The 23,019-nt window shown below is 31.1% G+C and carries 21 protein-coding genes; 4 read left to right on the top strand and 17 right to left on the bottom strand.

The features are described from left to right. The 11 genes from FEZ13_RS17740 to FEZ13_RS17790 form a co-directional block, all read right to left on the bottom strand. Entirely contained in the window at positions 1-1,233 is a 1,233-nt protein-coding gene (locus tag FEZ13_RS17740) for a restriction endonuclease subunit S (protein ID WP_146553765.1), read from the bottom strand. 4 nt (positions 1,234-1,237) lie between these two features. Then, positions 1,238-3,022 (bottom strand): type I restriction-modification system subunit M, encoded by a 1,785-nt coding sequence (locus tag FEZ13_RS17745; RefSeq protein WP_146553766.1) that lies wholly within the window; start codon positions 3,020-3,022, stop codon positions 1,238-1,240. A gap of 248 nt (positions 3,023-3,270) precedes the next feature. After that, positions 3,271-6,564, bottom strand: coding sequence for a DEAD/DEAH box helicase (locus FEZ13_RS17750; protein WP_146553767.1), 3,294 nt, complete (start codon positions 6,562-6,564; stop codon positions 3,271-3,273). Beyond that, positions 6,554-7,837 carry a sigma-70 family RNA polymerase sigma factor gene (locus FEZ13_RS17755; RefSeq protein WP_146553768.1) on the bottom strand — a complete coding sequence of 428 codons (1,284 nt, stop codon included), beginning with the start codon at positions 7,835-7,837 and terminating at the stop codon, positions 6,554-6,556. The genes FEZ13_RS17750 and FEZ13_RS17755 overlap by 11 nt, the downstream gene beginning before the upstream one ends. Before the next feature lie 146 nt (positions 7,838-7,983). Then, positions 7,984-9,921 carry an N-6 DNA methylase gene (locus FEZ13_RS17760; RefSeq protein WP_146553769.1) on the bottom strand — a complete coding sequence of 646 codons (1,938 nt, stop codon included), beginning with the start codon at positions 9,919-9,921 and terminating at the stop codon, positions 7,984-7,986. Positions 9,922-9,993: 72 nt separating this feature from the next. Continuing rightward, on the bottom strand, positions 9,994-10,296 hold the full coding sequence (locus FEZ13_RS17765; RefSeq protein WP_146553770.1) for a DUF2325 domain-containing protein: 303 nt from the start codon (positions 10,294-10,296) through the stop codon (positions 9,994-9,996). An 18-nt stretch (positions 10,297-10,314) separates the two neighbouring features. After that, positions 10,315-10,761 carry a hypothetical protein gene (locus tag FEZ13_RS17770; protein WP_146553771.1) on the bottom strand — a complete coding sequence of 149 codons (447 nt, stop codon included), beginning with the start codon at positions 10,759-10,761 and terminating at the stop codon, positions 10,315-10,317. A gap of 234 nt (positions 10,762-10,995) precedes the next feature. After that, positions 10,996-11,343, bottom strand: coding sequence for a recombinase family protein (locus FEZ13_RS17775; protein WP_186725972.1), 348 nt, complete (start codon positions 11,341-11,343; stop codon positions 10,996-10,998). Positions 11,344-11,563: 220 nt separating this feature from the next. Beyond that, the gene (locus FEZ13_RS17780; protein WP_146553773.1) at positions 11,564-11,776 is read right to left on the bottom strand and encodes a helix-turn-helix domain-containing protein; all 213 of its coding nucleotides are present in this window, start codon (positions 11,774-11,776) and stop codon (positions 11,564-11,566) included. A 209-nt stretch (positions 11,777-11,985) separates the two neighbouring features. Beyond that, on the bottom strand, positions 11,986-12,846 hold the full coding sequence (locus FEZ13_RS17785; RefSeq protein WP_146553774.1) for an ATP-binding protein: 861 nt from the start codon (positions 12,844-12,846) through the stop codon (positions 11,986-11,988). Next, complete coding sequence (locus tag FEZ13_RS17790; RefSeq protein WP_146553775.1) at positions 12,746-13,690, bottom strand: hypothetical protein; 945 nt, start codon at positions 13,688-13,690, stop codon at positions 12,746-12,748. Before FEZ13_RS17790 ends, FEZ13_RS17785 begins: the two co-directional genes overlap by 101 nt. Positions 13,691-14,268: 578 nt before the next feature. On the opposite strand from FEZ13_RS17790, the gene FEZ13_RS17795 reads away from it, so the two are divergent. Beyond that, entirely contained in the window at positions 14,269-15,255 is a 987-nt protein-coding gene (locus tag FEZ13_RS17795; protein WP_146553776.1) for a replication-relaxation family protein, read from the top strand. A 387-nt stretch (positions 15,256-15,642) separates the two neighbouring features. Here the strand turns inward: FEZ13_RS17795 and FEZ13_RS17800 are convergent, their stop codons facing one another. The 4 genes from FEZ13_RS17800 to FEZ13_RS17815 form a co-directional block, all read right to left on the bottom strand. Next, positions 15,643-15,858, bottom strand: a complete 216-nt coding sequence (locus tag FEZ13_RS17800; protein ID WP_146553777.1) for a DUF7695 domain-containing protein — start codon at positions 15,856-15,858, stop codon at positions 15,643-15,645. Positions 15,859-15,975: 117 nt separating this feature from the next. Continuing rightward, positions 15,976-16,398: a hypothetical protein gene (locus tag FEZ13_RS17805; RefSeq protein ID WP_146553778.1), complete on the bottom strand. Its 423-nt coding sequence runs from the start codon at positions 16,396-16,398 to the stop codon at positions 15,976-15,978. Between the two features lie 18 nt (positions 16,399-16,416). Continuing rightward, positions 16,417-16,722 (bottom strand): hypothetical protein, encoded by a 306-nt coding sequence (locus tag FEZ13_RS17810; RefSeq protein ID WP_146553779.1) that lies wholly within the window; start codon positions 16,720-16,722, stop codon positions 16,417-16,419. Positions 16,723-16,739: 17 nt separating this feature from the next. Continuing rightward, a complete protein-coding gene (locus FEZ13_RS17815) occupies positions 16,740-17,030 on the bottom strand; it encodes a hypothetical protein (RefSeq protein ID WP_146553780.1) in 291 nt (96 codons plus the stop codon). Between the two features lie 124 nt (positions 17,031-17,154). Here FEZ13_RS17815 and FEZ13_RS17820 point away from each other — a divergent pair, with 124 nt between their 5' ends. Continuing rightward, positions 17,155-17,517, top strand: coding sequence for a helix-turn-helix domain-containing protein (locus tag FEZ13_RS17820; RefSeq protein WP_146553781.1), 363 nt, complete (start codon positions 17,155-17,157; stop codon positions 17,515-17,517). A 271-nt stretch (positions 17,518-17,788) separates the two neighbouring features. Here the strand turns inward: FEZ13_RS17820 and FEZ13_RS17825 are convergent, their stop codons facing one another. Further along, positions 17,789-18,976, bottom strand: coding sequence for a hypothetical protein (locus tag FEZ13_RS17825; protein ID WP_146553782.1), 1,188 nt, complete (start codon positions 18,974-18,976; stop codon positions 17,789-17,791). Between the two features lie 206 nt (positions 18,977-19,182). Here FEZ13_RS17825 and FEZ13_RS19720 point away from each other — a divergent pair, with 206 nt between their 5' ends. After that, positions 19,183-19,359, top strand: coding sequence for a hypothetical protein (locus FEZ13_RS19720; RefSeq protein ID WP_186725973.1), 177 nt, complete (start codon positions 19,183-19,185; stop codon positions 19,357-19,359). Then, positions 19,356-20,891, top strand: coding sequence for a recombinase family protein (locus FEZ13_RS17830; RefSeq protein ID WP_146553783.1), 1,536 nt, complete (start codon positions 19,356-19,358; stop codon positions 20,889-20,891). The genes FEZ13_RS19720 and FEZ13_RS17830 overlap by 4 nt, the downstream gene beginning before the upstream one ends. A 249-nt stretch (positions 20,892-21,140) precedes the next feature. Here the strand turns inward: FEZ13_RS17830 and FEZ13_RS17835 are convergent, their stop codons facing one another. After that, entirely contained in the window at positions 21,141-22,970 is a 1,830-nt protein-coding gene (locus tag FEZ13_RS17835) for a P-loop ATPase, Sll1717 family (RefSeq protein WP_146553784.1), read from the bottom strand. Positions 22,971-23,019: the final 49 nt, after the last annotated feature.

Consider the following 23,019-nt stretch of genomic DNA (forward strand, 5'->3'; position numbering starts at 1 on the left):
TCATACTTGTTTCTTACCTGTTACGTATTCATAGATAAGAGATTTTTTATACTTTTCGAGTTCTTCGATTGCTTTTTCTTTGTCTTGAATTAAACTGTCTACCTTTTGTGTTTGAAAATCCAAATAATTAACTATTTCAGTTTGCTCTTTTAATGTTGGTAGTGGAAGATAGAAATTTAAGAACTTATCTGTCTGTAATCTCCATCTACCATAATTTGAAACTCCTTGTCCTAAACCGTAAAAAATCTTGTTAAGATAACATATTTGAAAGACATATAAATAAAATCTATTAAATACTAATTCTTTCTGTTTGTTATAAAAGACCCTATAATCCGGACTTGTAACTCCTTCTTGTACTGCTAAATCTACCCACCCTGTTAGTAAATCCATATGATTCATTACAAAATCATCTGGCTGAACTTTTTGATATTTACTATAGTCAGCTGCCATTTGCCCTTCATTTTGTGTAATATCCTTTACTTTTAATCCTCTTTGAGTCACTGATAATACATCGTATCCTGTTTTGTTTGCAATTTCTTTTTTGATAGAAAATAATCTATTTATTTTTATAACATCCCATGCTTCTGGTACTTTCCCTATCCACTCAATGCCACTATCTTTCATTTTTACATTCGGGTCTAATCCTTTTGTAACTGTTTCTGTAATAATAGATTGTTTATACTTTTTTAATTCCCTGATAGTTTCCCTTGTTTCTACTATTAGATTATCTACCAAGGTTATACTATAGTTCAGGAATTTTGCTATCTTCTCTTGTTCATTTTCATCTGGAATAATTACTTTATACCCATTTAAATCATCCACTCTTAAAGAAGGTTGCATATATGATGGAATTCTTGACTTTTCATATTCAAATAGACTTTGTAAGAAATAATAAAAATAATCGATATTTGACTTCTTCTTTTTTTGCATTATTAAACAGTTTTGAGAAAGAGAGAATCTACCTTTTAATAATCTAAGAGTCATCACTTTTGCTCCAACTGTTGTAGTAAATAAACATTCATTTAAGTCATACTCAAAAGTTTCTGTATATCCTAAAATACCGTTATTTTCTGTTTGCCCACTATATACTGGATATTCTCCAATCGCGCTTACAAATTCTTTTGTGTATTTTGCAGCATTCCTTCCTTTAGAGAAAGTAAAGTAATTTTTAAGTTTATTGACTTCCCAATTCTTTGGTATCTTTCCAATCCACTCAATACCTGATTCTTTCATTTCTCTAGTCAACCTTACTCACATCCTTACCTGATAGAGCTTGAAAGTTTGAAACGATTGACTCTTCAAGCATTTTAATTCGTTCTGCAATTTCGTCAGAAGGCTCAGGTGGAGTATATTTATAAAACAAACGTGTAAATGAGATTTCATAACCAATTTTATCTTTCTTACGGTCCATCCATGCATCTCGATTAAACTTTAATACTTCGCGTTCAAAGTAAGTATCCATATCTTCTTTTAATGGAATGTCTTCTGTATCACGTAATTTGGTATCTGCTACAGGTTTATTTTTCTTTAAGATAATATTCCCATATTCATCACGTTGCGGACTTTCTACGGTAACACGTATGTAGCCGAAATCTTCATTGTCAAATATTTTTGACTCAACTATCCTTCCATCTAATCTATACTCTTTGTTATCAAATTCACCATATGCCTGAACTATGATATTTCTACATTCTTCCGTTATATCGACACGTTTTTCACCAATATTTTTCCGTCTTTTTTCATACATTTTTGATGCATCAATTAATTGCACTTTTCCTTGACGTTCAGGTGATTTGTTTTTCGTAATTATCCATATGTATGTAGGGATTGCTGTGTTGTAAAATAAGTCATTTGGTAATTGAACAATTGCCTCTAACCAATCATTTTCAATGACATATTGACGAATACTACTTTCTCCACTACCAGCATTACCTGAGAATAGTGCAGAACCATTATGGATAATTGCCATTCTTCCTGTAGCTTTTAGTTTTGAAATTCCATTTAATTGAAAGAGCAATTGTCCATCACTTATTTTTGGCAGTCCAACACCAAAACGTCCATTTTCTCCTAATGCATGTTCATCTTTTACAGCCTTTTGATCCCTTTTCCAATCGCTTCCAAAAGGTGGATTGGATATACAATAATCAAATTCATATCCTTCAAATTGATCATTCGATAATGTACTTCCTAACGCCATATTATCAGGGTTTCCACCACGAATCATCGTATCTGCTTTAGCAATTGCATATGTTTCTGGATTTAATTCTTGTCCATATGTTCTTACTTCAGCATTTTCGTTGAAATCATGGATGCGTTCTGTCATTGCCGACAACATTTGTGATGTTCCCATAGTTTGGTCGTACACCGTTTTCACGACATCTTCCCCTGTTAACGTATCTCTGTCTTCGATTAATAGTAAATCCGTCATTAAATAAATAATATCCCGACTAGTGAAATGTTCCCCAGCTTCTTCGTTATAACTCTCAGAAAACTTACGAACTAATTCCTCAAAAATATATCCCATATCTGTACTTGTTACCTTATCTGGTCCTAGATATGATTCTTTTTTATTAAATTCTTGAATAACATGAAATAGTGCATCATTATCAGCTAATGTAGAGATTTCAACATCAAATTTGAAGTTAGCTAAAATATCTAGCATATTATCTGAGAAACTATTTAAGTATGCTCGGAAGTTCGTCTCGATATTTGCTGGATCTGCTAGTAACGTATCAAATGTATATACGCTAGTATTGTAGAAGGAATAACCTGATGCTTGTGTTAAAAAACGATGTCGAAAAGCTTCATTCATGTCTTTATGTTGTTCAGACGCTTTAAGCACTTTATCACGTGTTGGTAATAACGTGTCATGTAGACGCTTGATTACTGTCATAGGTAAAATAACTTTTCCATATTCATGTGGTTTGTATAACCCTCTTAATATATCAGCAACGTTCCAAATTAAATTTGCTTGTTTTTGTACGTTAATCGTTGTTTGTGCATTACGTTGATTTTCTGTCATTGTCTTACTTCCTTTTCTATCCTATTAATTGCTTTATTTTAAACCTGAAATTTTTTCCCTAATTTACACATACTTCTTTATCATGAGTAAAATAACTCAAAGGAATAAACACTATTAGGTGAACATTCCTTTGGTTATTTTAATACTTATCCTCTAAGAGGTTAAAGCTTTAAAGGCTTAACATATGATCCTTTTTTCTTATTTAGAAAGCGTAAAGTGTTTAGCGCCGGCTTTAAAATAGATAGGACTTATTTCTTGGGTTTACTTAAAGCGTTCTTTACTTCACTTGGTAGAATTCCCATAAAATAATCTTCTATATTATCCCAAAACCATTTTGAGTAATTTAGAATCTTCTCTTTTGGTGAATTTCCTTCTTTTTCTTTTGTAAAAAGATACTTCAGCATTTCAACACTTGTATAGTGCTTGGCTTGAACATCTTTCAATATGCTATTTTGATAAAAATCACCTTGTTTAATAGCTTTTTCTAATGGATAAATTGAGTTCATTCTTAAATATATTTGTGGATTGTTTCCACCCACCACTTGATAATTTAATAACTTTCTACTCTCCCCAATTCCCAGTGCTGCTATTTTCGCATCTAATTCCACACTATTTGCTCTCATGTTAAATGTCAGTATATCATCATCCTTCTCAACGAAATTTTCACTCGGCTTCAATGTTGCTAACAAACCTCTTTTAATGAATGTAGTAAATAAATCCCCATCATTGTTTATAATATACTTCGGCTTTGAATTTCCACTGCTCGCTCGTTCATATATGAATTTAATCTCCTTTATCTTCGAATATTCAAATGCTGCGTTAATGACCGTTTGTGCAAACGTCATAGCTTCGAATTTATCAGAGATTTTTAATGCTTTCATAAAATGGTATCCAAGATCCTCAACTGAAAAATGTTTTCCAGATATTTTATAACTATTAACGAATGTTTCAAATGCTTGTAAGAATAAATTATACTTGGAAATAATTGACTCAACTGTTTCATTGTTATTTAATCCTACATTTACTCCTGAAGCATATATAAACTTTTCAAAAATAGATTTATGCTTCAGTTTCTCTCTTTCCTCCGCTGTGTGCAATGCAAATTTAAAACTTGGAAAAGACATATTTCTATAATGTTTCTCCCATATTCCACTCAAATTAACCTGATATACAGCAGAATAACTCTTGCTCTGTATTTCGTATAGCTTACTAAAATATCTTCCCAAATTAGAATGAATAAATGTTCTTTCTAATTCTGGAGTAACGAAAATTAAATCATTCCCAAATAAACTTCTTGGTCTTGCTACAAAAGGAGAGTATCCAAGCTTATTTGGTGACGAAAAGTCTTTTTCAATCATTAATAACACTGTTTTCACTTTATTATCTAATGAATCTTCATCACGTTTGTTTTGAACAAAGATATATTTAAAATCCTCTGGACTAATAATTAAATTACGGTTATTATTCTTTTCTTTATATACTGATAAAACTTTTTTCATAACCTCAATAATTTGACTCTTTCGGATCGCCGACATACCATATAGCTGTTTAACTTCATTCATATCACGATTTAAAAAATCAATTAAACCAAATCCATTAGCTACTTTATCCTTATCACGAGCTGCCCTTCCGACTTCTTGAATATAATCAACAACATTCCCAGTAGGAGCATAATGGTACACATTAGTAATATCAGGAATATCAATACCCATTCCAAAAGCTTTAGTTGCTAAAACAAATTGTAAATCTCCATTTTTGTATTGATATAAAACTTCATCTTTTTCCTCTTTAAGTAGGCTTCCGTAATATTTACCTGTAACTTTAGCAATATCTGGTTCATTTTGCGTTAAAAAGTTACTAAAATCCATCAACAATCTTACTGTTGGGAAATAAATTAATGATTTTTGTTTGTTTTTATGGGCCTTTTTTAAATGTTTCAACGCCAATGCGTGCTTCGTTTTTCGATAATCCCTTCCTTCTTTCTCTAAATCCTTTTCACTACTTTGAACAACCATAATTATCTCATCACGACGAACCTTTCCGAAGTAAGAAATAGGACTTATCATATTAAGACTATTTCTCGTATCTAAATACATATCTTCTCGACCACCATATATAGCCGTTGCAGTGAAAGTAACGATAGGAAATTTGTATTCTTTTCTTAACTTAGCTAGATAAATACCTAAATACCAATAATCAGAGCGAAATGATTTTCCCCAAGTAGTTACTATATGAGCCTCATCAATAATCACCACACCAATACTTCTATCACCAATCAGCATTTTAATATCGGATCGAGCTTGTAACGTTTCAGGAGATAGATATAAAATATCAATTTGCTGATTTTGAACTCCATCAAGTATGCGTTCTTTTTGATAAAGTGGGGTATTTCCGTTTATCGTAGCTGAATTATTAATACCTTTTCTATGCATACTTTCAACTTGATCATTCATTAAACCGATTAATGGTGATATAACTAAAGTTAAAGGCTTATCATCTGCATATTTATCCGCTAAATATAATGCAGGAACTTGGAACATCACTGACTTTCCCGCTCCAGTTGCTGCAGTTATATATATATCACGAAAGTCTTCGCCATGTATTGCTTTTTCTGCCTGAATGACTATATCATCGATAATTTGGGCTTGCGAAATTTTTATCGTTTCTTTAGATTGACTCTCTATGTTCTTATAAAACTCAATTTCCTTGTAATTATCGTACTTATAAACGTTATTCAATATTTTTATATAGGAATCTTCATTCTCTATTACTTTTCTTCTTATTGATAATGTTGTAAAATAAATTTTAATATCAGAAATATTAGCGATAATATTAATACGTGCTAAATAATTATTAGGTACCGACTCACTTGTCCCTGATAAAACAAATAAAACATTATTGGTATCTTCTTTTAATATAATGTTCATAATAAGATCTAAAAATGGAAGTTCATCATCTGATAATTCTATTTGCAAAATATGTTCTGTTGGGTAATCATCGCTATATTTAAAGTCATAATCCATCTCATCATAATATTTGAAGGTCAATGGCTTTTTATCAAATTCTGGGTAAGTCACATAATAATTACCACTATGCTTTGAATAATCTATTTGTCCATAAAACTTAGAAACATTTTCTAATACCTTTAACTGGTCATTTTCTAATTCATTATCTTCTTGATAATATAAATAGTGGTAAATGCTATCTACATTTGACAGTGTACCTCTGTATGGATACTGTTTTTCGAATAAATTATTTTCGATTACCAGCAAAGGCATCTTATTAATAGCTTCTTGTTCTTTAAATAATTGATATTCTTCAATCGTCATCCATAAATAATCTTCTGTAAAAGTACGATGTTTGATAATGTCTTCTATTACTTGTTCTTCTAATGTTGACAAATCTACTTTATCGAAGTAGTCTATATCAAACGAAAAGTACTTTTGCTCTCTTTTTAGTTCACTTGTATCAAAACCTTTTAAAACAACAATAGATGGTCCATTTTGCTTCACTATTTCCTCAATTCTATTTTCAATATTCATACATATACTCCTTTAGCACTCTTGTAGTTTTTGGTTTTCGAAGCTTCCTAAGAGCTTTTGCTTCTATTTGTCGAATTCTTTCTCTTGTTACATTAAATATTTGTCCAATTTCTTCTAGTGTCATTGTTTGATCATTATTAAAGCCTAAACGATAATATAAAATTTGCATTTCTCTCTCTGTTAATTCTCCTTGAAAAATATCATCAATTATATTTCTTAGCTCAATCTTATAATATTCCTCATCTGGAGTATTTAAATTTTCATCTATAACTAGTTCACCTAATGCCGTACTTTCATCGTCCCCAACTAGACGGTCAAGACTATCTAAATTACTTTGTGAAATATAAAAACGTAATTCCTCAATAACATCAATTGGCTCTTCCATTGCTTTGGCAATTTCAAATGTTGTAGCTGGCCTAGCTAATTCATTCCACAGTTCATTCTCTATTTTTATGAATTTATTCATTTTTTCCCTATAATGAACTGGAATTCGTATTAATGTTGAGCAATCCGCTATTCCCCTAGTAATAGCTTGTCTTATCCACCAAGTTGCATAAGTTGAAAACTGATAACCCAAGGAAACATCGAATTTTTCTGCAGCCTTTAGTAATCCAATAACCCCCACTTGATACATATCATTTACATCAAACCCCACTGTTGCTAAGCCTGAATAACGCTTTACAATCTTCCAAACTAATTTTCTATTCGCTTCAACTAGATTGCTAATTGACTTCTTTCGTTTGGATTCATCTCCTGAATGTATTTGATTTAAATATTCAATATTCCATGACTTATCGATAACATCTTCGAGTGAATCAACATGGCCAATGAAGCTGTCATCATCCAGTAATGAATCTAAATCATCTTCAAATAAGTCATCAGGTAGATCGAAATCAAAGTCATTTTCATTTTTCTCTTGCTGTGTATCGTCAATAATGATATAGCCTTTTCTCATTAGATCGCTTAGAATATTCTCTTGTATACTTTCATCTATATTATTTTGATTGAACCAATTTATAAGAATACTTCTGTTAATTTCATTTTCTAACTCGATACATTTAAACAACTTCAATAAATTTGCCTTTAATACAGTCTTGGGGTGATCAATGATTTCAATTTGCAAAGCGTCTAGTTCATCATAAACGGTAAACCTTTCTTCGACTTTAAGTGTGTATTCTTTAAACCACTGGTCCACAATATTCTGCTTTATTTTACTACCAAAACGAAAATTATCGTTAATATGGGAAATTAGATCATCTAGCTTTTTATTCATTGCATCACCTCCTAAACCTACTAAACTTATATTTATTAGTTGGCTTGTAATCTTTAACTGCTTATAATTAAAATTTGCAAGCAATTACATAATTTTGATCGAAAGGAAATTACTTAATCATTTCTAACAAGATGGAACAGATCAAATTAATCCAATTCCTCAATAACATTTCTAAGCCCCATCTTTCTATAAGCATTTAACTTCCCATGTTTTAATACTTCATTTGCTTGTTGGAGCAACTCCATATATTTTAGTTCAGCATCTTCTACTGTCTGTATTATCTCCTCTTGTCCATCTAATTCAATATCAGGAAACTCAACATCCTCAATATCACGTGTAGTTAATGCCTTTACAGCTCCACCCTTTTTCATTCCCTCAATGAGAGCCACACCAACTGGACTATCAAGGAAAACTTTAATGTACTCCGGCTTATATGCCTTATCCATAATTCTAATTCTTATAAACATATTAGATAGTACTAAAGGTTCATTATGGTCGGGAACAATTGCCACTTTATAAGCCGTTCCACGACTAGCTATAATAATGTCACCACTCTCAACCATATAACGTTCGGCATTATTAACTGGAATTACTTCAATACTTTCTAAGTCTATTTTACCATCTTCTACATCCTTTAGTTGGATAACCTTATATCCTTTTTGTCCTTCTTTAATTGTATTCTTTGCTGGTAAGTTAACTCCGCGCGATAATTGGGCTATCTCTTTTAAAGTCCTCTTATTTTTAACCTTTTCATCATATACAGCTTTATTTATAATGACATCACCAAATTGGGTTTCCACAGTTTGGCTTGTAAAATATTGATTTGGATTTAAATTAAATTCATTTTCTATAATCTCTGGCAGTTTAGCAATTTTAACATCATCTGTATCTGTTGAAGAACGTTCATACATAGCAACAATTGTTTCAATATTGTCTTGTGTTAAATAATGTTGTGATCGTACTTTGCTTGTAGACTGTTCTTCGGCATTTATAAACAAAACTTGTTGATTTCTACTTGAATGCTTCTTATTATTTAATACTAGTAGCACAGTTTGAATCGTTGTATACGACAAGAGTTTATTTGGTAATAATACAATAGCCTCGATAATATCATTGTTGACAATATATTCTCTAAACGCCCTTTCAGCATGAGAACTTCTTGATAATACTCCTACAGGAACTATTACAGCGGCTTTTCCTGTTTCATTCAAAGATGCAACTGTATGTTGTAAAAACGCTAGATCACCATGCATTCTACTGATTTTTCCCATTCTACCGCTAAAACGGCCATAAGGATCATAATCCATCATTTGTATATTGTTTAATTTCAAACCAAAGGGCTGATTCATCGCAATATAATCAAACTGCATTAAGTTACTATCATTTTCTATAAATGCGGGAGAGAACAATGTATCACCTTTTGCAATTTGAAATTTTGATAAATCTATTCCATTTACAATTGCATTCATGTAAGCTATAGCAACATTTGATTCATTTATCTCTTGCCCAAACATTGAAATGTCATTATTGAAACGGTAAGCTTCAATTAACGATCCCCCAATTCCTGCTGCTCCATCGTACAAACTGCCATTAGAAGGATTTAATATTCGTATCATAAGTCTATTTAATCCTTCTGGTGTTACAGATGTTCCTAACTCTTTTCCTTCACTTTCCATTAGTCGTTGTATGAGATGTAAGAAATATTCACCAGTTAATTTTGTATCTTGAAACTCTTCTATTGTTAGAGAACTTTGGTCCATAATCATTAGGCAATCATACAGCACATGGTCTCCTATCTTTGAAAGAGAAAAACTACTTAGCAGATCTAGATTAAACTCATTGTTATGCGCAATCTTATGAAATAACTCATCAATCAGATTTCCTATATTATAGTGAGAAGAACTGATTCTTTCCCAAGACATATCATCTGGTATAGTTATTGAATGACTTTTATTTACTAACAAGAATTTTGCTGTAAAAATTCTACTTCCTACTTCATGGTATTGATAAGACTGCACCTCTCCTCTAAGTCGTTCGCTAATTGCCCTACTTGTTTTATTTGCTCTTAACTCAATGTTATCCATCAAAGCAACAACTCCTCATCAATGTATTAATTTTACTCCAATAAGGTATTTCAAATTCCTTTTAATTATCTTTTAATAAAAAGCCACGTTCTCGTGGACAGCATTCATAACACTAGAAATTCCTTTACTGCGGTGATAAACCACTTTTATTCCAAATTTATCTGCAACATCTTTAACTGCATACATTGTACCATGAGATACAGCTGATAGTATAACTATAACACATTCAACATCTTTTAATAAGTTGCTGAAATAATTTTTGGTCCCTTTTCTTTTTATTCTTCCATCATGATATTTTAACTCAAAATTTAATGTCTTTAACTTGTCCTCGTATCCTTTTTTATTATCACCACCAATAATGGCAACCTTTTTCATATTTACTCACTCCATCTCTTAAACTTCTAATTCCCTTGTAACATTTAAATACGTAGTAATCTGTTGACGTTTACTACTTAATAGGTCTGCTAGTAACTTAACGTCTGATTGTGTTACCTTTGCCATTCTACTTATGTGTTGTTTTCTCGTATTACCTTCTCTGTTAACATTCTTTTTCAGGACTGTCTCAAATTTTACTAATTTCCCTCTAGGAGTGATCCTAAAGTTATTCAATCCCATTATGCTTAATAGCGTATTGAACATTACTGCTTTCTTTTCATGGTTAACAAATTTAACAATTGGTGCAAATATTGCTCTTGAATCTATTTCTACAGTTTCAACAACAAACCCAGTTTCTTCGAATACTTCAGAAAGGTATTTTAAATTCCTTTTTTTGTTCCTCCAAAAATAAATCACGTTGAAATATTCTTTGATTATTTGTCGCTGTTCTACTTCTTTCTGCAATTGGTCTATTCATAATAGAAACCCTCCCAATACTTTATAAAGTTTTAACTTCATTTATAGTTATACCATAAATCACTAATACTTGTAAAGAGTATTTATAATTCCTTTTTGGATTTTTATTTATTCCTTTTTAAAAAAAGAAAAAAGAGAAGACAAACATCTAATGTCGAATTGCCTTCTCTGTCTACTATTAGCATAGAACTACTCAAACTAAATTTTTAATTTTAATTACAATTAACGTAGGCTATTATGCAAAAAAGTATTAATTTCATAATCTACTGTAATAATACGAATTTTATATTCCTCACGTAGTTTTTCAACCATATTAGATAGATAATTGGAATTTCTTGAGATTCGTGAGGGATCGCTCACAATAATAACATTGATTTTTTCTTGTTGTGCATCTTCAATCATTTTAAGAAAGTTTTTATTAATATTGTTTCCGGAACCAACGTCAGCATAAACAGAATCTAAGTTCCAATTATTTTGATCAATAAAATCCTCGATTATTCCTGTCTGTTTTTGTAAAGAAACCTCTTTATTTTTTCCGCTATTAGTTCGAACATAAGCAAAACATTTCATATTTTGTTTCTCTCCTCTAAAAAATTTATTTGTTGTTAAAATATACTTCATCGACTTGTGTAAAACATTGTATCCTCGTTTTTTGATATTTGAAGAGGATAACAAAAAGTTTTTTTAAGATTTTCAGATGATAATTTAACCATATTATCTAGTTACGAAATTATCTTCTTGCTCACTAATACACCATACTTGTTATTGATAAAATTGAATTCTATCCTTTTTATTTTTTAATCTGAAAAACATCATGAAATTCTAAACCCAATTGATTTGATATTTTCTTTGCAACTGCCGGGCTAGGATTTTTCTTATGATTAACAATTTGGTTAAAGTAATTTTCGCTTAATCCGGCATATCTCGAAAACTCACGTTGGGAAAACCCTTTTTCAATTAACATTGCTCGTAGTTTATCGGAATCTTTAACAATGATTTTCATGTATTAATTTTCCCTCCTTTTGTTAAATGCGTGTTCTTCAAGATAAATAAAAAGAGAAAACCACCTTTAAAAGACTGCAGCATACACACAATGCTGTCACTCTATAGAAATGGGGTTTTCCCTTTTTAGTCCTATATTCAATTCTATTTTTTTGACTGTTACAATTATATTCTAACAATCTTTTTCTATATTTTAAGAGATCCAACACATTAATCCACTACATTTAGAAACATCTTTGCTATTTCTTCATTTTCCTTTTTAGATAATATTTCTCTTACACTCTCTTCAGGCATAACAACTGGGAATGTCATCTTTTCAATACGGCTTTTAATCCTCCCAGCAGGATACTTCTTTTGAAGTGACTGTATTGGCATATTAGATGTGATAATAGTTGGCATTTTGTAACTCATTCGTTCATCTAAGATTTGCGTCAAAACTTCTTCCGACCAATCCGTTGTTTTCTCTACACCAAGGTCATCCATTACCAGTAATGAAGCATGCTTAAACGACTCCATTAAACTATAAAAGGTTCTATTAGAGTCTTTACTAGAAAATGAATGCTTCATCTCATTTAGCATATTTACTACAGAAATATACACTGGCTTGATCTTATACTTGATGATGAGTTCATTGGTAATGGCAATTGATAGAAGTGTTTTTCCAGATCCTTTTGTATTACTGTAAAAGTATAATCCTTTCCCCATATCCTCCATCTCTAGATATTGTTCAACATAGCGTGTTGCAATCCTCTTAGCATATTGCGCTACTTCCACACTTTTCTTTACCTGATAGATTTTCGTATCAAAATCACTTATTCTCTTATCTATATATTCATCTGGTATTCTAGCAGTTTTTATTTGATTCAATAGTTCCTTATATTCTCTGCATTTACACATCATCGCTACCTCAGATCCATCTTCTCTGATTATATGAATCAGTCCAGAGCCGTCACATTCTCTGTACATACAATCATCTGTCGCCTTCGTTAATCTTCCCGGCATCTTGTATAATGGCTGAGCCGAACCGTTGGAAATATTCATCTTTGGCAATATATCCCGTAGATTGTTCATTTTCTAATACCTCCTGTTCATTTTTATAAGCTTGATCAAATATATAATTTGCAACATACCGGAATGACCGGATGTTATCTAACTTGTGTTTTAGCTTAAAGTTATTGAAACACTCCTTTATCCAACCAATAACTCGATCAGTCTCCCAGTTCTCTTCAACAACATCCTTGATTGCCTTTTGATCATTAGACGATAACTGCTTGTTATTACTGAGACTCAAGTAGGTTTTACTAATTAATTCAAATTGATTTGAATCATAAACATTAAATTCATCTTCAATCCATTCACTTGACGAAGAAGTCTCTGTATTAATTTTTGGAGTAATCTCTGTAGTAATCTCTGGTATTGCAGCGCAATCATTGAGCTTCGAATCGCTTTTTTCCACATTCGGAGAACCAGTTTGTTTACTCGAAGTATCATTTTCTTCCATTCGTAATAGCTGTTTGTAATCATCTATTGGATATCCTAAATTACTTAAATCTAAGATGACTTTCACTAAGTTCACACGATATTGTAATGTCTTATCCCACTTATATCGGGGGTTATTTCGCCTTTTAACATAATTTTTGTCTACTATTTTACCTAAATACTTTCGAATCGTATTAGATGACACACCGAGCATTACTTCCTCAGCCAACTCCTCAGCCTTTTTATAAATCCAACCGTGTTTATAAGAATCTACTAAATTATTTTCTAAGCGCTCTCTTTCTTCAAGTTTATATTTACCAGCATCTTTCATACGATCTATCCAGTAAATTAATTGACCTAGGATTACTGCTTCTTCCGTACTACCTGTTAATTCCACTAAATCTTCTCTGATGACAGCTTTTTTTATTTTTTGCAATTGAATACTTTCCCCTCTCACTAACTATGTTTTCAAATATAATTTGAATTTTGTTTCCTGATTATCATCTCCTCGTCTACGTCTGCCATTAGGTTTTCTCGAATAAAAAAAGAGAAAAACCCATGACAGACGTAGCAAAATATATACACGTAAGCATGTGTATATTTCACTACTTCCTCTTGGGTTTTTCCCTTTTTGTTGAGAAAGTCGACCAATTTATTTATTTGACTATCATTATACAACGATGATTTTATTTTGCAAGTATTTTTACTTTTATTTTATAAACACCACTCACTATTGAATTTACTTCTTTTATTTTATAGGACTAGGAATATAAAAATTTGAAAGTAAACTATTTATAAATCACTTCCCTTTTACAATCGACTACTCAAGTAATGTGGCCGAATCAATTAAAAATAGCGTTCCAACTTCATTACTTACAGGAAGTGTATTACTTGTAGACTTAATATGGTCTAAGCTGACATATTGAGGTCTAACAATAGTAGGTAGATAGGAGGACTAAAAAGGATTCTACAATAGAAAAAATATTCACCCCTAAATTTGAAAGGAGAGAGATTATGCCTGATAAGATAATATTAAAGAAAAATGCAAAACAGCGATTAGAATTATCTAAAACTGACTTACAACTTTTAGCTTTTCTAGAACAACAAAGAATGTTAACACTGCAGCAACTATATCAAGTTGCTACAAAAATATTTGAAATTAGAATAAAGGAATACAGTTTTAAAAACCGAATTCGTAAATTCGGAGATTACTACTTGATTCGTGGTAATAATTATAGTGAAGGATTCGATGGAGAACGATTTAAATATTTATGTATAGGTAGCAAGGGCATTGATTTGCTTATTAAATATAATTTATTAGACCAATCATATAACAAATCGAAAATCTACAAGTTTAATCAAAAGAAGAATTTGATGCACTTTTTAGCAACTCAGCAAGCAGCCATTAACATATTAAATAGTCTACATGCCGAAGTTATTAAAGATGAAGATTCGAACGAGATTAAATATACTAACTTTTATGATTTAACTTTATTTTCCCATTCACCCTCTGTCTTTCAATACACAGAATGGATTAGGAAGGAGAAAAATTTGCATCAGAGAAACAAAGGCGCTTATCATTCTAATATTTCGAAACATATGAACGGAAATTCTAGTACATTTGGTAAAACTATGACCTTTGTAAAACCTGATTGGATCATAGAGTTAAAACCAAGAACAACTAAAAATACCTATATTAACATTGAATTGGACATGGGAACAGAACCCATCGAAACATTGATAGATAAAGTATTTAAATATGCAATTCTAGCTGAAAGAAATAAAGAAGAACTTCATATCATGGATCTTGTTATTGCAGATAATAGCTTCTCTAACCGCTCTAAGCTTACGGATGGAATAAAAAGAGGGGAAAATATTTTTAATAGATTTGCTGCAGATCCCGCAGTTAAAGATCGGTTAAATCAATCCGGATTGAAACTCATTATTCACCCCTTAAAAGATAATGAAAAGGCCGTTTATAACGTACTAACAAGGTTTTAACTCTCCAAGTCATTCACTCCGAATGACTGCCTACATATTAAACTACAAATATACTGATAAGGATACCTTCATGCGTTACCATTAATAGATACCATGTTGAAACTCAGAAATATCAACATTCCCCTAATCTTGACCTTCATAAATTTACTACTTCTTTTTACTATTCGTTACGATTATTAGTAACCATTATACAAAGTAATACACTTATTCGATGGTTACTTACACTAAAAAAAGCCATTATCATATATTGGTAACCAATGATAGATATCATGACAAACGCTGGTTATTACTGTATTTCTATGCCTTGTTTTTTCTTTTCTTCTTCCTAGTATCTAATATTAGTTACCTTTAATCGTTACCATATCCTATTTAGCAAGGTGACTATCTTCATTCTTCCTCATAAACTGAATAACTAAAGTCAATAAAATCCTCCAGCTTTGCATTTCCAGACTGATTCATACCCCATCCACATCGCTGGTAATCCTTTCCTCCATCCAGAAATATAGCCCCACATTTACATCTTTTAAAATCATAAGTATGTATTGATTCAATTATATCGTTACATATTTTACAACGAACCTTATTAACTAATACTCTTTTCATCAAATACCATCCTTTCTAACTACTATTTGCGTACTTCCAAATAGCCATGATATTAACACTAAATATATAAGAACCATATCACAAAAAGAAGCTTCCTTTTTGGAAACTTCCTTTTAATCAATACTTTACAGAGTATTTATTATTATGTTCATGTATTTTAATCCATCTTTGAAATCTGTTCAAATTAGATAAAGTTAAACTAAAGTGCTGGGCAGCGGTACGAGTTCGGTTCTCATCCCAATTTCTTGTTATGCATTCAAAAACGTCATCCATTCGAATACTTTTACGATTATTTGTAGATGCCACATAGTAACATGCAAAGAGGAATGTTACATTTGCTAAGGGCATTGTTCCTCTTCTTATTTCAACCATGATACTTTGGGGAACTGCATAATATCCATATTGTTTTACCAACATAGCTGGTACTTCTTTAACATCATCAATCATATAACGGATAATATATTCACCACGATTAATGCTAACTTCCAAATCTTCAAATAAAGCTTTTGGTATTTCTAATATACTTGTACTTTTAACCATTGCTTTCTTGATATCCCCTTAGTCGATTTTTATAGTTATACGATTTGCCTTATTATAAACTGATTCAGCTCTTCTTATAGATTTCTGTGTTTCTTTTTCAATCAGTTCCAACTCAGCATCATATGCTACACCCTGATTCTCCAATGTAACTCCAAATGATTGACTGATATATCCCTTTGCTCCCAAAAGAGCCATAATCTCATTAGTTAGTTCAGGCTTAAATCCTTCATGCACTTGATCTGTCATAGTTTTTTCATCGCTAGATTTTACAGCTGTTACAATTTCTATAACCAATTTTCCTTTGTATAGATTCATTAACGACATAATTCTAAACAACTCCTTTACTTTCTAGGCATTAATAAAGTATCAACAAAAAAAGAAAATGCATCTTTAAACGCAACACGATAGGTCAACTTACTCTGATGGAATACCTGTTGAAAAATATTTGATTTAAGATCTTCAATAAGGTTATTCTTTGCCTCTTCATCAAGGTCGTTTATGCTTGACGATAGCTTCTGTTCCAAATCTTTATAAATCCCTTCCATAAACATCTCATATTCTTCACTAGTAATAATGTTTTCTAAACGACTTTCAATGAGGTTATTAACCAATCTGGGGAAACCATCAATCATCTGAACCACTCCTTTTATTCTAAATATGAATATATTTATATTATGAATATATCATGATATCTATTGATTGTAAAACCAGAAAATAATACGATAAAGGAAATAGAATGAGAAGGGAAATTTATTAATGGACGATTTACAAGCTGGAAAGTTGATACGTAGGTTAAGAAGAGAAAATAAATTAACAATGGTTGATTTTGCAAAGCAAATTGGTCTTTCTCAACCTTCTTTGTCACGAATTGAAAGCGGCAATCAAGAGATCACCTTCTCCTTATTAGAAAGAATATGTAAGGCACTTAATATATCAATGGGTGATTTTCTATATGCACTTGAAGGGGAAAGTAAACTACAAAACATTGAATTATGTGAAGAAGACGATGTAAGTACAGAAGAGCAACTAGATACTATACTAATTAAAATGATTTCATCGTTATCCCTTGAACAGAAGAAAGGATTATATACGCTGTTGTTACCATATACTAAGGACTAGTGAATGACACATTTTTCGTTGCTGAATCTCTACGTATATTTTAGTGTGGTATGGTTGCTAGATAATAGTCTGGTGACTATAATAGATATGTCTATTAGTATTACAAGATTGATTAACGCCACGATGAATATTTCTGGTGTTGGTACAATTTGTAGTTCTAGAAAACGGAAGTGTCATAAAATGGCACTTCCGTTTTCTTTTTCAATTATAATTTCTTTTATTTAATTTTTATATTGCATAGGTACTAAAGACAAGGAACCAGATAGACCACCTATATCTTTGGTTTTATCTTTAATAGCATTTCTTTGTCTTCTTCTCTTAATATATCATCTTGGTATTTATTTGAATCTTGAATCCACTTTGCTTTTTTCATGGCCCATACATATTCATCTGTTGTTTCATCTAATTCAGCAGAAATGTATTCTTTTATTAGTTTAGAATAAAAATAGTTTACCGAGTTATTCAACAAATCCTGAGTTCTTTTATATTCCCTTTCTCTCCGCTCCCTGATTAATTCCCTCTCTTGTTCTTCTTTTAGTTTTTTCTCTTCTGCAATGATATAGTCCCTTTCTTTTTCATCAATGATTTCTGGTAGTGAAAATATATATAAGAATACTCTTCTTAGTAAATCTTCTAGGGTTGTAGTCTTAGTTTGTTTTATTAATTTTTCGTATCTACCCCATTTATACCAATAAACTTTGTAACCAACTTCAACGTTTATTTTCCCGGTTGTTTCATATTCAAATGTATGATAGTCTGAATAATTTTTATCATCCGGAGAAAGCATTATCTTTTTACAAGGTAGTTTAAAATTCAATGTAAAAGTATATTTTTTATACAATACTTCTGTTTCATCATACTTACTAACAATCTTTGCTCCTGCCTTTTCAAGTGCTTTAAATAAACTATCAATAAAAGGTAAAATCTCTGGAATAACTTCACCAGAGGCTGAATTTATTCTTAGTCTATCTTCTCTATAGGACTGAGTTTTTTTGCGGTATTTTACTATTTCCCTATGGGGTTTACTAGACAAATTTTTATTAACCTTTAACGCGTTATAAATATCTGTTAGGTTTTGTTGCTCAGTCCCTAAGTATGAAAAATAGGTCGGCTTTTCTTTTTTCTTTATACGTGAAGTGACATTTGTTTCAGTAGAAATACTATTAGGTTTTTCGTCATTTACAGTTTTTATAACTTTTTTAGGTGCTGGAGCATTTTGCTTTTTAGCCTTTGCGAGAGCAATCATACGATTATCATTTGGATTTGGCAACGCTGGCTGAACTGGCTTCTCGTTTCCCATATATAAGCTACTCCAATAAGACGCTGTAGGTAGTGGGATATCATTACTAGTACATTCATTTTTCAATTTATTATATGGAACATTTAGTTCTGTTGCTGTTTTAGTAATTCCTATATTCCACAGCTTTTCATATAAATCTTTCCTAGAGATTGATAGCATTCGTTTCCCCTCACTTCATCCTTTACCTCATTTTATATCCACCTAAAATTCCAATCAAATTTATTCCAAAATCCAAATAAAATAAAAATATTTTTGATTTCCTCTTAAAATATCATTTTTTCGCGGTTATCATGTTTCAGCAAATGACGAGCCGGCTGTTATTTGTGTCTTAAAATCACAAATAGATAAGGGGAGTTCATTATATTATGATGAAAAATGAAATATTAGATTACGATAAAGATTACAGACTTAGACTTGCAACAAGTAAAGAGTTAACAAAAATAAAAGGCTATGACTTTCTAAATTACCTAACAGACCTAATGGTTAAATACTCTGATTCTATAGGAAAAGGATTTTCTATTGAAATGGAGGGGGAAAGATGACAGCAAAGATTGAAATGTCAGGGCTGCAAGTTAATATGCCAGTAAAATATATAAGAGCTTATGCTTATGTGCGTGTTAGCACAAACAAACAACTAGATAACACATCGATTGAACAACAAATGGAGGCAATAGAAAAGTATTGTAAGGAAAATAATATTATTCTTGTAAAAATATATGTAGAGGAACCCGCATCAGGAGAAAGCTTTTCAAATAGACCTGAGTTTAAAGAGATGTTTTATAACGTTTTCCAAAAGGAGAATAACATTGATTCCATCATCGTATTTAAACAAGATCGTATATCACGTAATTCTTTAGATTCCCAATATATCTTTAGTCGTCTAAAAAAGGCTAACAAGAACTTAATTTCTATCGCTGATAATATCGACACAAATGATCCTAATTCAAAACTAATCTATCAGATATTAGGTATTATTGCAGAAGTCGAAAAAGATCTAATCGCCTTCCGTACATCACTAGGTATGGAGAAGACATTTGAAAATGGTGACTTTAACGGTGGAATGGTATTTGGGTACAATCTAATAAATAAGAAATTAGTAATTGACGAAGATGAAGCAAGAGTAGTTAAGTACATTTTTGATTGTTACTCCAATAAAATGTGGGGTTATCGAAAAATAGCTAGTAATTTAAATATGCAAGGTATCAAAACCAAAAAGGATAATCATTGGTCAATTACCGCAGTCAGAACTATTCTCAATAATAAAATCTACAATGGTTATGTTAAATGGAAAGGTAACTATAAAAAAGGTAACCATTATCCTATTATCAGTGAAGAGCTTTGGGAAAGAACCCAAAAGCTTTTATCACTACGTAGTTATACCCAAGAAAAAATACACAACGGATCGTTTCCATTATCAGGTATATTAAAGTGTCCTACTTGTGGAGGCGCAATGGTACAAGGGAATGCAAACAAAAAGTACAAATATTACGTGTGTGGCCGTTTTAAAAACAGTGGTTCTAAAGCATGTAAGTCGAACCTTGTAAGAAAGGAGTATGCGGAACAAGAGGTCTTATCACAGGTTATGAATTACCTAAACGATTTAAACCTCTCTGTACCTTTACAAAGAGTTGTTATTGATAATCTAAAAAGTGAACTTGAACCAATTGAAGAGGAACTTAAATTACTAGAAAAAAATTTAATTGAATTAAAAAGAGAGAAGCAGGATCTCTTGCAACTTTATACGAAAAGAATAATCGATATAGATACACTTAGTGAAGAAATGAATAGAGTTCAGAATCAAGAAATTGAACAAAAGGAATTTAAAATACTACTAACAAAGCAGATAGAATTAAAGAATAATAATGACTTATTACCGGTAATTAGTCACATTGCTAATGATTTTAATGCATTTTATAACCTATTAGATGACTATGATAAAAAGGAATTACTTCGGTTTCTTATCAAGGAAATTCAAGTAAATACAGGAGAAAAGCCTAAAGATCGAACAATCAAGAAAATAGTCTATGAGTTTGGTGAAGAGCTATTTGAGGAGATAAGTGATGAACTTATTTAATTACAGTTACAAACACGAAAAACTTACTGGCACTTTACTGGATTAGAAATTAACAATATAGATTATCTATTAAGTATGCAGGTTACTCAATTTGGAAAATTAATAGTCCAAAATTCAATAGCAGTCTATTTTTCAACAAATAGACTGCTAAATTATAATCTTATCGCTCGCCTTCCTCCACATATTTAATACTCATTAATTATAAGTTTTGTGATATAAAGACATCTTCAAATACAAAGGGATAGTATTCTATTCTTGAATCTTTCTTAATGACCACTTATACCTTTTCTCATCATACTCAATAATTGCTGTTCGTAACTCCTCTCCCTCAGACACATATTCCTTTATATCATGAATATAAACGTCTGCAAGTTGGCTAATATGAATATAAGCGGGATACGACCTTCCAAAGTAATCTATAAATCCATTTACAAATGATTTTGATATACTCTTAACTTCAAAATAAACTACATCACCTGTTTGCGGATTTTCCAGACGTTTCATACTATAATCGTGCCTCTTACCAACAGATAAAGCACTCTGAAGTGCTTGATGAATCATGATTCTCCATTCATCTGAAATGATAAGCCTATCATCTCCCTTATGTTGCCATCTATACATTTGGGATGCTGGGAAAAAATTGCCTATAAATTCCAGTCTGTATAAATCGTTTAATACTGCAATAAAATCAGTATCCAAAATGCTGTTACCGAAGAAACTGTTTACCCTCGTTCTTAATTGATGGACAGAAAAGACAGATTTGAACCCTGTAAAAACATTAATTATTTCTTCTATTTGTTCAGAAGTATACAAAGCTCTCATTTCTTCTCTTATTTCGTTCAAACTATCTATAGAATACTGTTTATGTAAACTAGAAAAAACCGCTTGTGAAAATGATGTGCTATCACTATTTATACTATTTTGAGCAGAAATAATAAATCTCACAATATCTCTTGGTTTATGCCAACTATTATTAAGAACATAATTTGATGGCTCAATATCATGAATTGTTTCCGGAAACCATTGTGCAATAATTTCTTTATCACTTCTATATCTATCATCATCCTCACTCTCACTAATAGCGATTCTTCTTAGTAGAATTTGCATTATTGGATGACTGAAAGAATTAGTATTATTATAGTTCCATTTCAATGGTATCTCAAAACCTGAAATAACTTTATTTAATTCTTTAGTTACAATAAATCTAGATATAGCATTTACAATTTCAGATCTAATAGAACATATTATCTTTATATTACTCAAATTAGATGAGGAAAATATTGTATTAAACCGTTTAACTGTAAAAATCAAATCTCTAATTAAATATAAATCTCTCTTAAAAACTTCTTGGTCGCCATAATATGCTTCAAGTTCGTCAACAAAGATATGATAAGGAATATCTGTCTTGGTTACTTTAGATAATGCAACTTCTGCATCATCAACTAATTTAATAAAACTTGAGTAATTATTCTCCTTAGAATCCCTACTGAGATCCACTTCCATCTCAGGCGCAATTGACGTACCTGTTGAATCTGTGTAAGGGATTGCTAACTTGACCCTATTTGGAATTACACTCTTTTTAATATTTACTGGCCCTTTGATTTTAGAGACAATTTTAACAAAATCTGACCATTCTTCATTATCTACAAATAGTCCACCATTAAATTCTTCATTATCTGCAACTATTCTCTTGAAAAACAACCATCTCCAAATATATTCAAATTCAGAGTTTTTTAGTAAAGTGTCTTTATCAATTGTAATAGATGATAGTCCCCTTTTTGAAAACTTATCAAACTCCTCCTTTTTTAGTTCGGCAAACTCTTCTTTAAAGAAGATCAATGATGAACAAGCACTGCTATCATTTTCTCTAATTAAGTTATCTAAATAGAATAACAAAGCTGTCTTACCTGTTCCTTTGTATCCCGAAATAAAGCAATGATTACCTTTTAATAATGAATCCAAATTAATGTTCTGTGGAACAATAAATGTTTTGATAAATCCAGATAAACCGTCAAAGTTTATCTCATCTTTTGCATCAGGTTTTCCTGAATATATATCTTTTATTGTTATTTTTCTCATACTCTGTTTCCCCCTCTTTCTTTGCTTTTAACCTTTATCCTCTTAAAGC

The sequence above is a fragment of the Rummeliibacillus sp. SL167 genome, from assembly GCF_007896505.1.
In the GTDB taxonomy this organism is placed as follows: Bacteria; Bacillota; Bacilli; order Bacillales_A; family Planococcaceae; genus Rummeliibacillus; species Rummeliibacillus suwonensis.

Bases quoted from the DNA above. Each gene is read 5' to 3' on its own strand.
- FEZ13_RS17800 (WP_146553777.1), bottom strand. From the start codon at position 15,858: ATGAAAAGAGTATTAGTTAATAAGGTTCGTTGTAAAATATGTAACGAT.
- FEZ13_RS17810 (WP_146553779.1), bottom strand. From the start codon at position 16,722: ATGTCGTTAATGAATCTATACAAAGGAAAATTGGTTATAGAAATTGTA.
- FEZ13_RS17740 (WP_146553765.1), bottom strand. From the start codon at position 1,233: ATGAAAGAATCAGGTATTGAGTGGATTGGAAAGATACCAAAGAATTGG.
- FEZ13_RS17760 (WP_146553769.1), bottom strand. From the start codon at position 9,921: ATGGATAACATTGAGTTAAGAGCAAATAAAACAAGTAGGGCAATTAGC.
- FEZ13_RS17780 (WP_146553773.1), bottom strand. From the start codon at position 11,776: ATGAAAATCATTGTTAAAGATTCCGATAAACTACGAGCAATGTTAATT.
- FEZ13_RS17750 (WP_146553767.1), bottom strand. From the start codon at position 6,564: ATGAATATTGAAAATAGAATTGAGGAAATAGTGAAGCAAAATGGACCA.
- FEZ13_RS17745 (WP_146553766.1), bottom strand. From the start codon at position 3,022: ATGACAGAAAATCAACGTAATGCACAAACAACGATTAACGTACAAAAA.
- FEZ13_RS17805 (WP_146553778.1), bottom strand. From the start codon at position 16,398: ATGGTTAAAAGTACAAGTATATTAGAAATACCAAAAGCTTTATTTGAA.
- FEZ13_RS17830 (WP_146553783.1), top strand. From the start codon at position 19,356: ATGACAGCAAAGATTGAAATGTCAGGGCTGCAAGTTAATATGCCAGTA.
- FEZ13_RS17775 (WP_186725972.1), bottom strand. From the start codon at position 11,343: ATGAAATGTTTTGCTTATGTTCGAACTAATAGCGGAAAAAATAAAGAG.
- FEZ13_RS17815 (WP_146553780.1), bottom strand. From the start codon at position 17,030: ATGATTGATGGTTTCCCCAGATTGGTTAATAACCTCATTGAAAGTCGT.
- FEZ13_RS17835 (WP_146553784.1), bottom strand. From the start codon at position 22,970: ATGAGAAAAATAACAATAAAAGATATATATTCAGGAAAACCTGATGCA.
- FEZ13_RS17825 (WP_146553782.1), bottom strand. From the start codon at position 18,976: ATGCTATCAATCTCTAGGAAAGATTTATATGAAAAGCTGTGGAATATA.
- FEZ13_RS17795 (WP_146553776.1), top strand. From the start codon at position 14,269: ATGCCTGATAAGATAATATTAAAGAAAAATGCAAAACAGCGATTAGAA.
- FEZ13_RS17820 (WP_146553781.1), top strand. From the start codon at position 17,155: ATGGACGATTTACAAGCTGGAAAGTTGATACGTAGGTTAAGAAGAGAA.
- FEZ13_RS17755 (WP_146553768.1), bottom strand. From the start codon at position 7,837: ATGAATAAAAAGCTAGATGATCTAATTTCCCATATTAACGATAATTTT.
- FEZ13_RS19720 (WP_186725973.1), top strand. From the start codon at position 19,183: ATGATGAAAAATGAAATATTAGATTACGATAAAGATTACAGACTTAGA.
- FEZ13_RS17785 (WP_146553774.1), bottom strand. From the start codon at position 12,846: ATGAACAATCTACGGGATATATTGCCAAAGATGAATATTTCCAACGGT.
- FEZ13_RS17765 (WP_146553770.1), bottom strand. From the start codon at position 10,296: ATGAAAAAGGTTGCCATTATTGGTGGTGATAATAAAAAAGGATACGAG.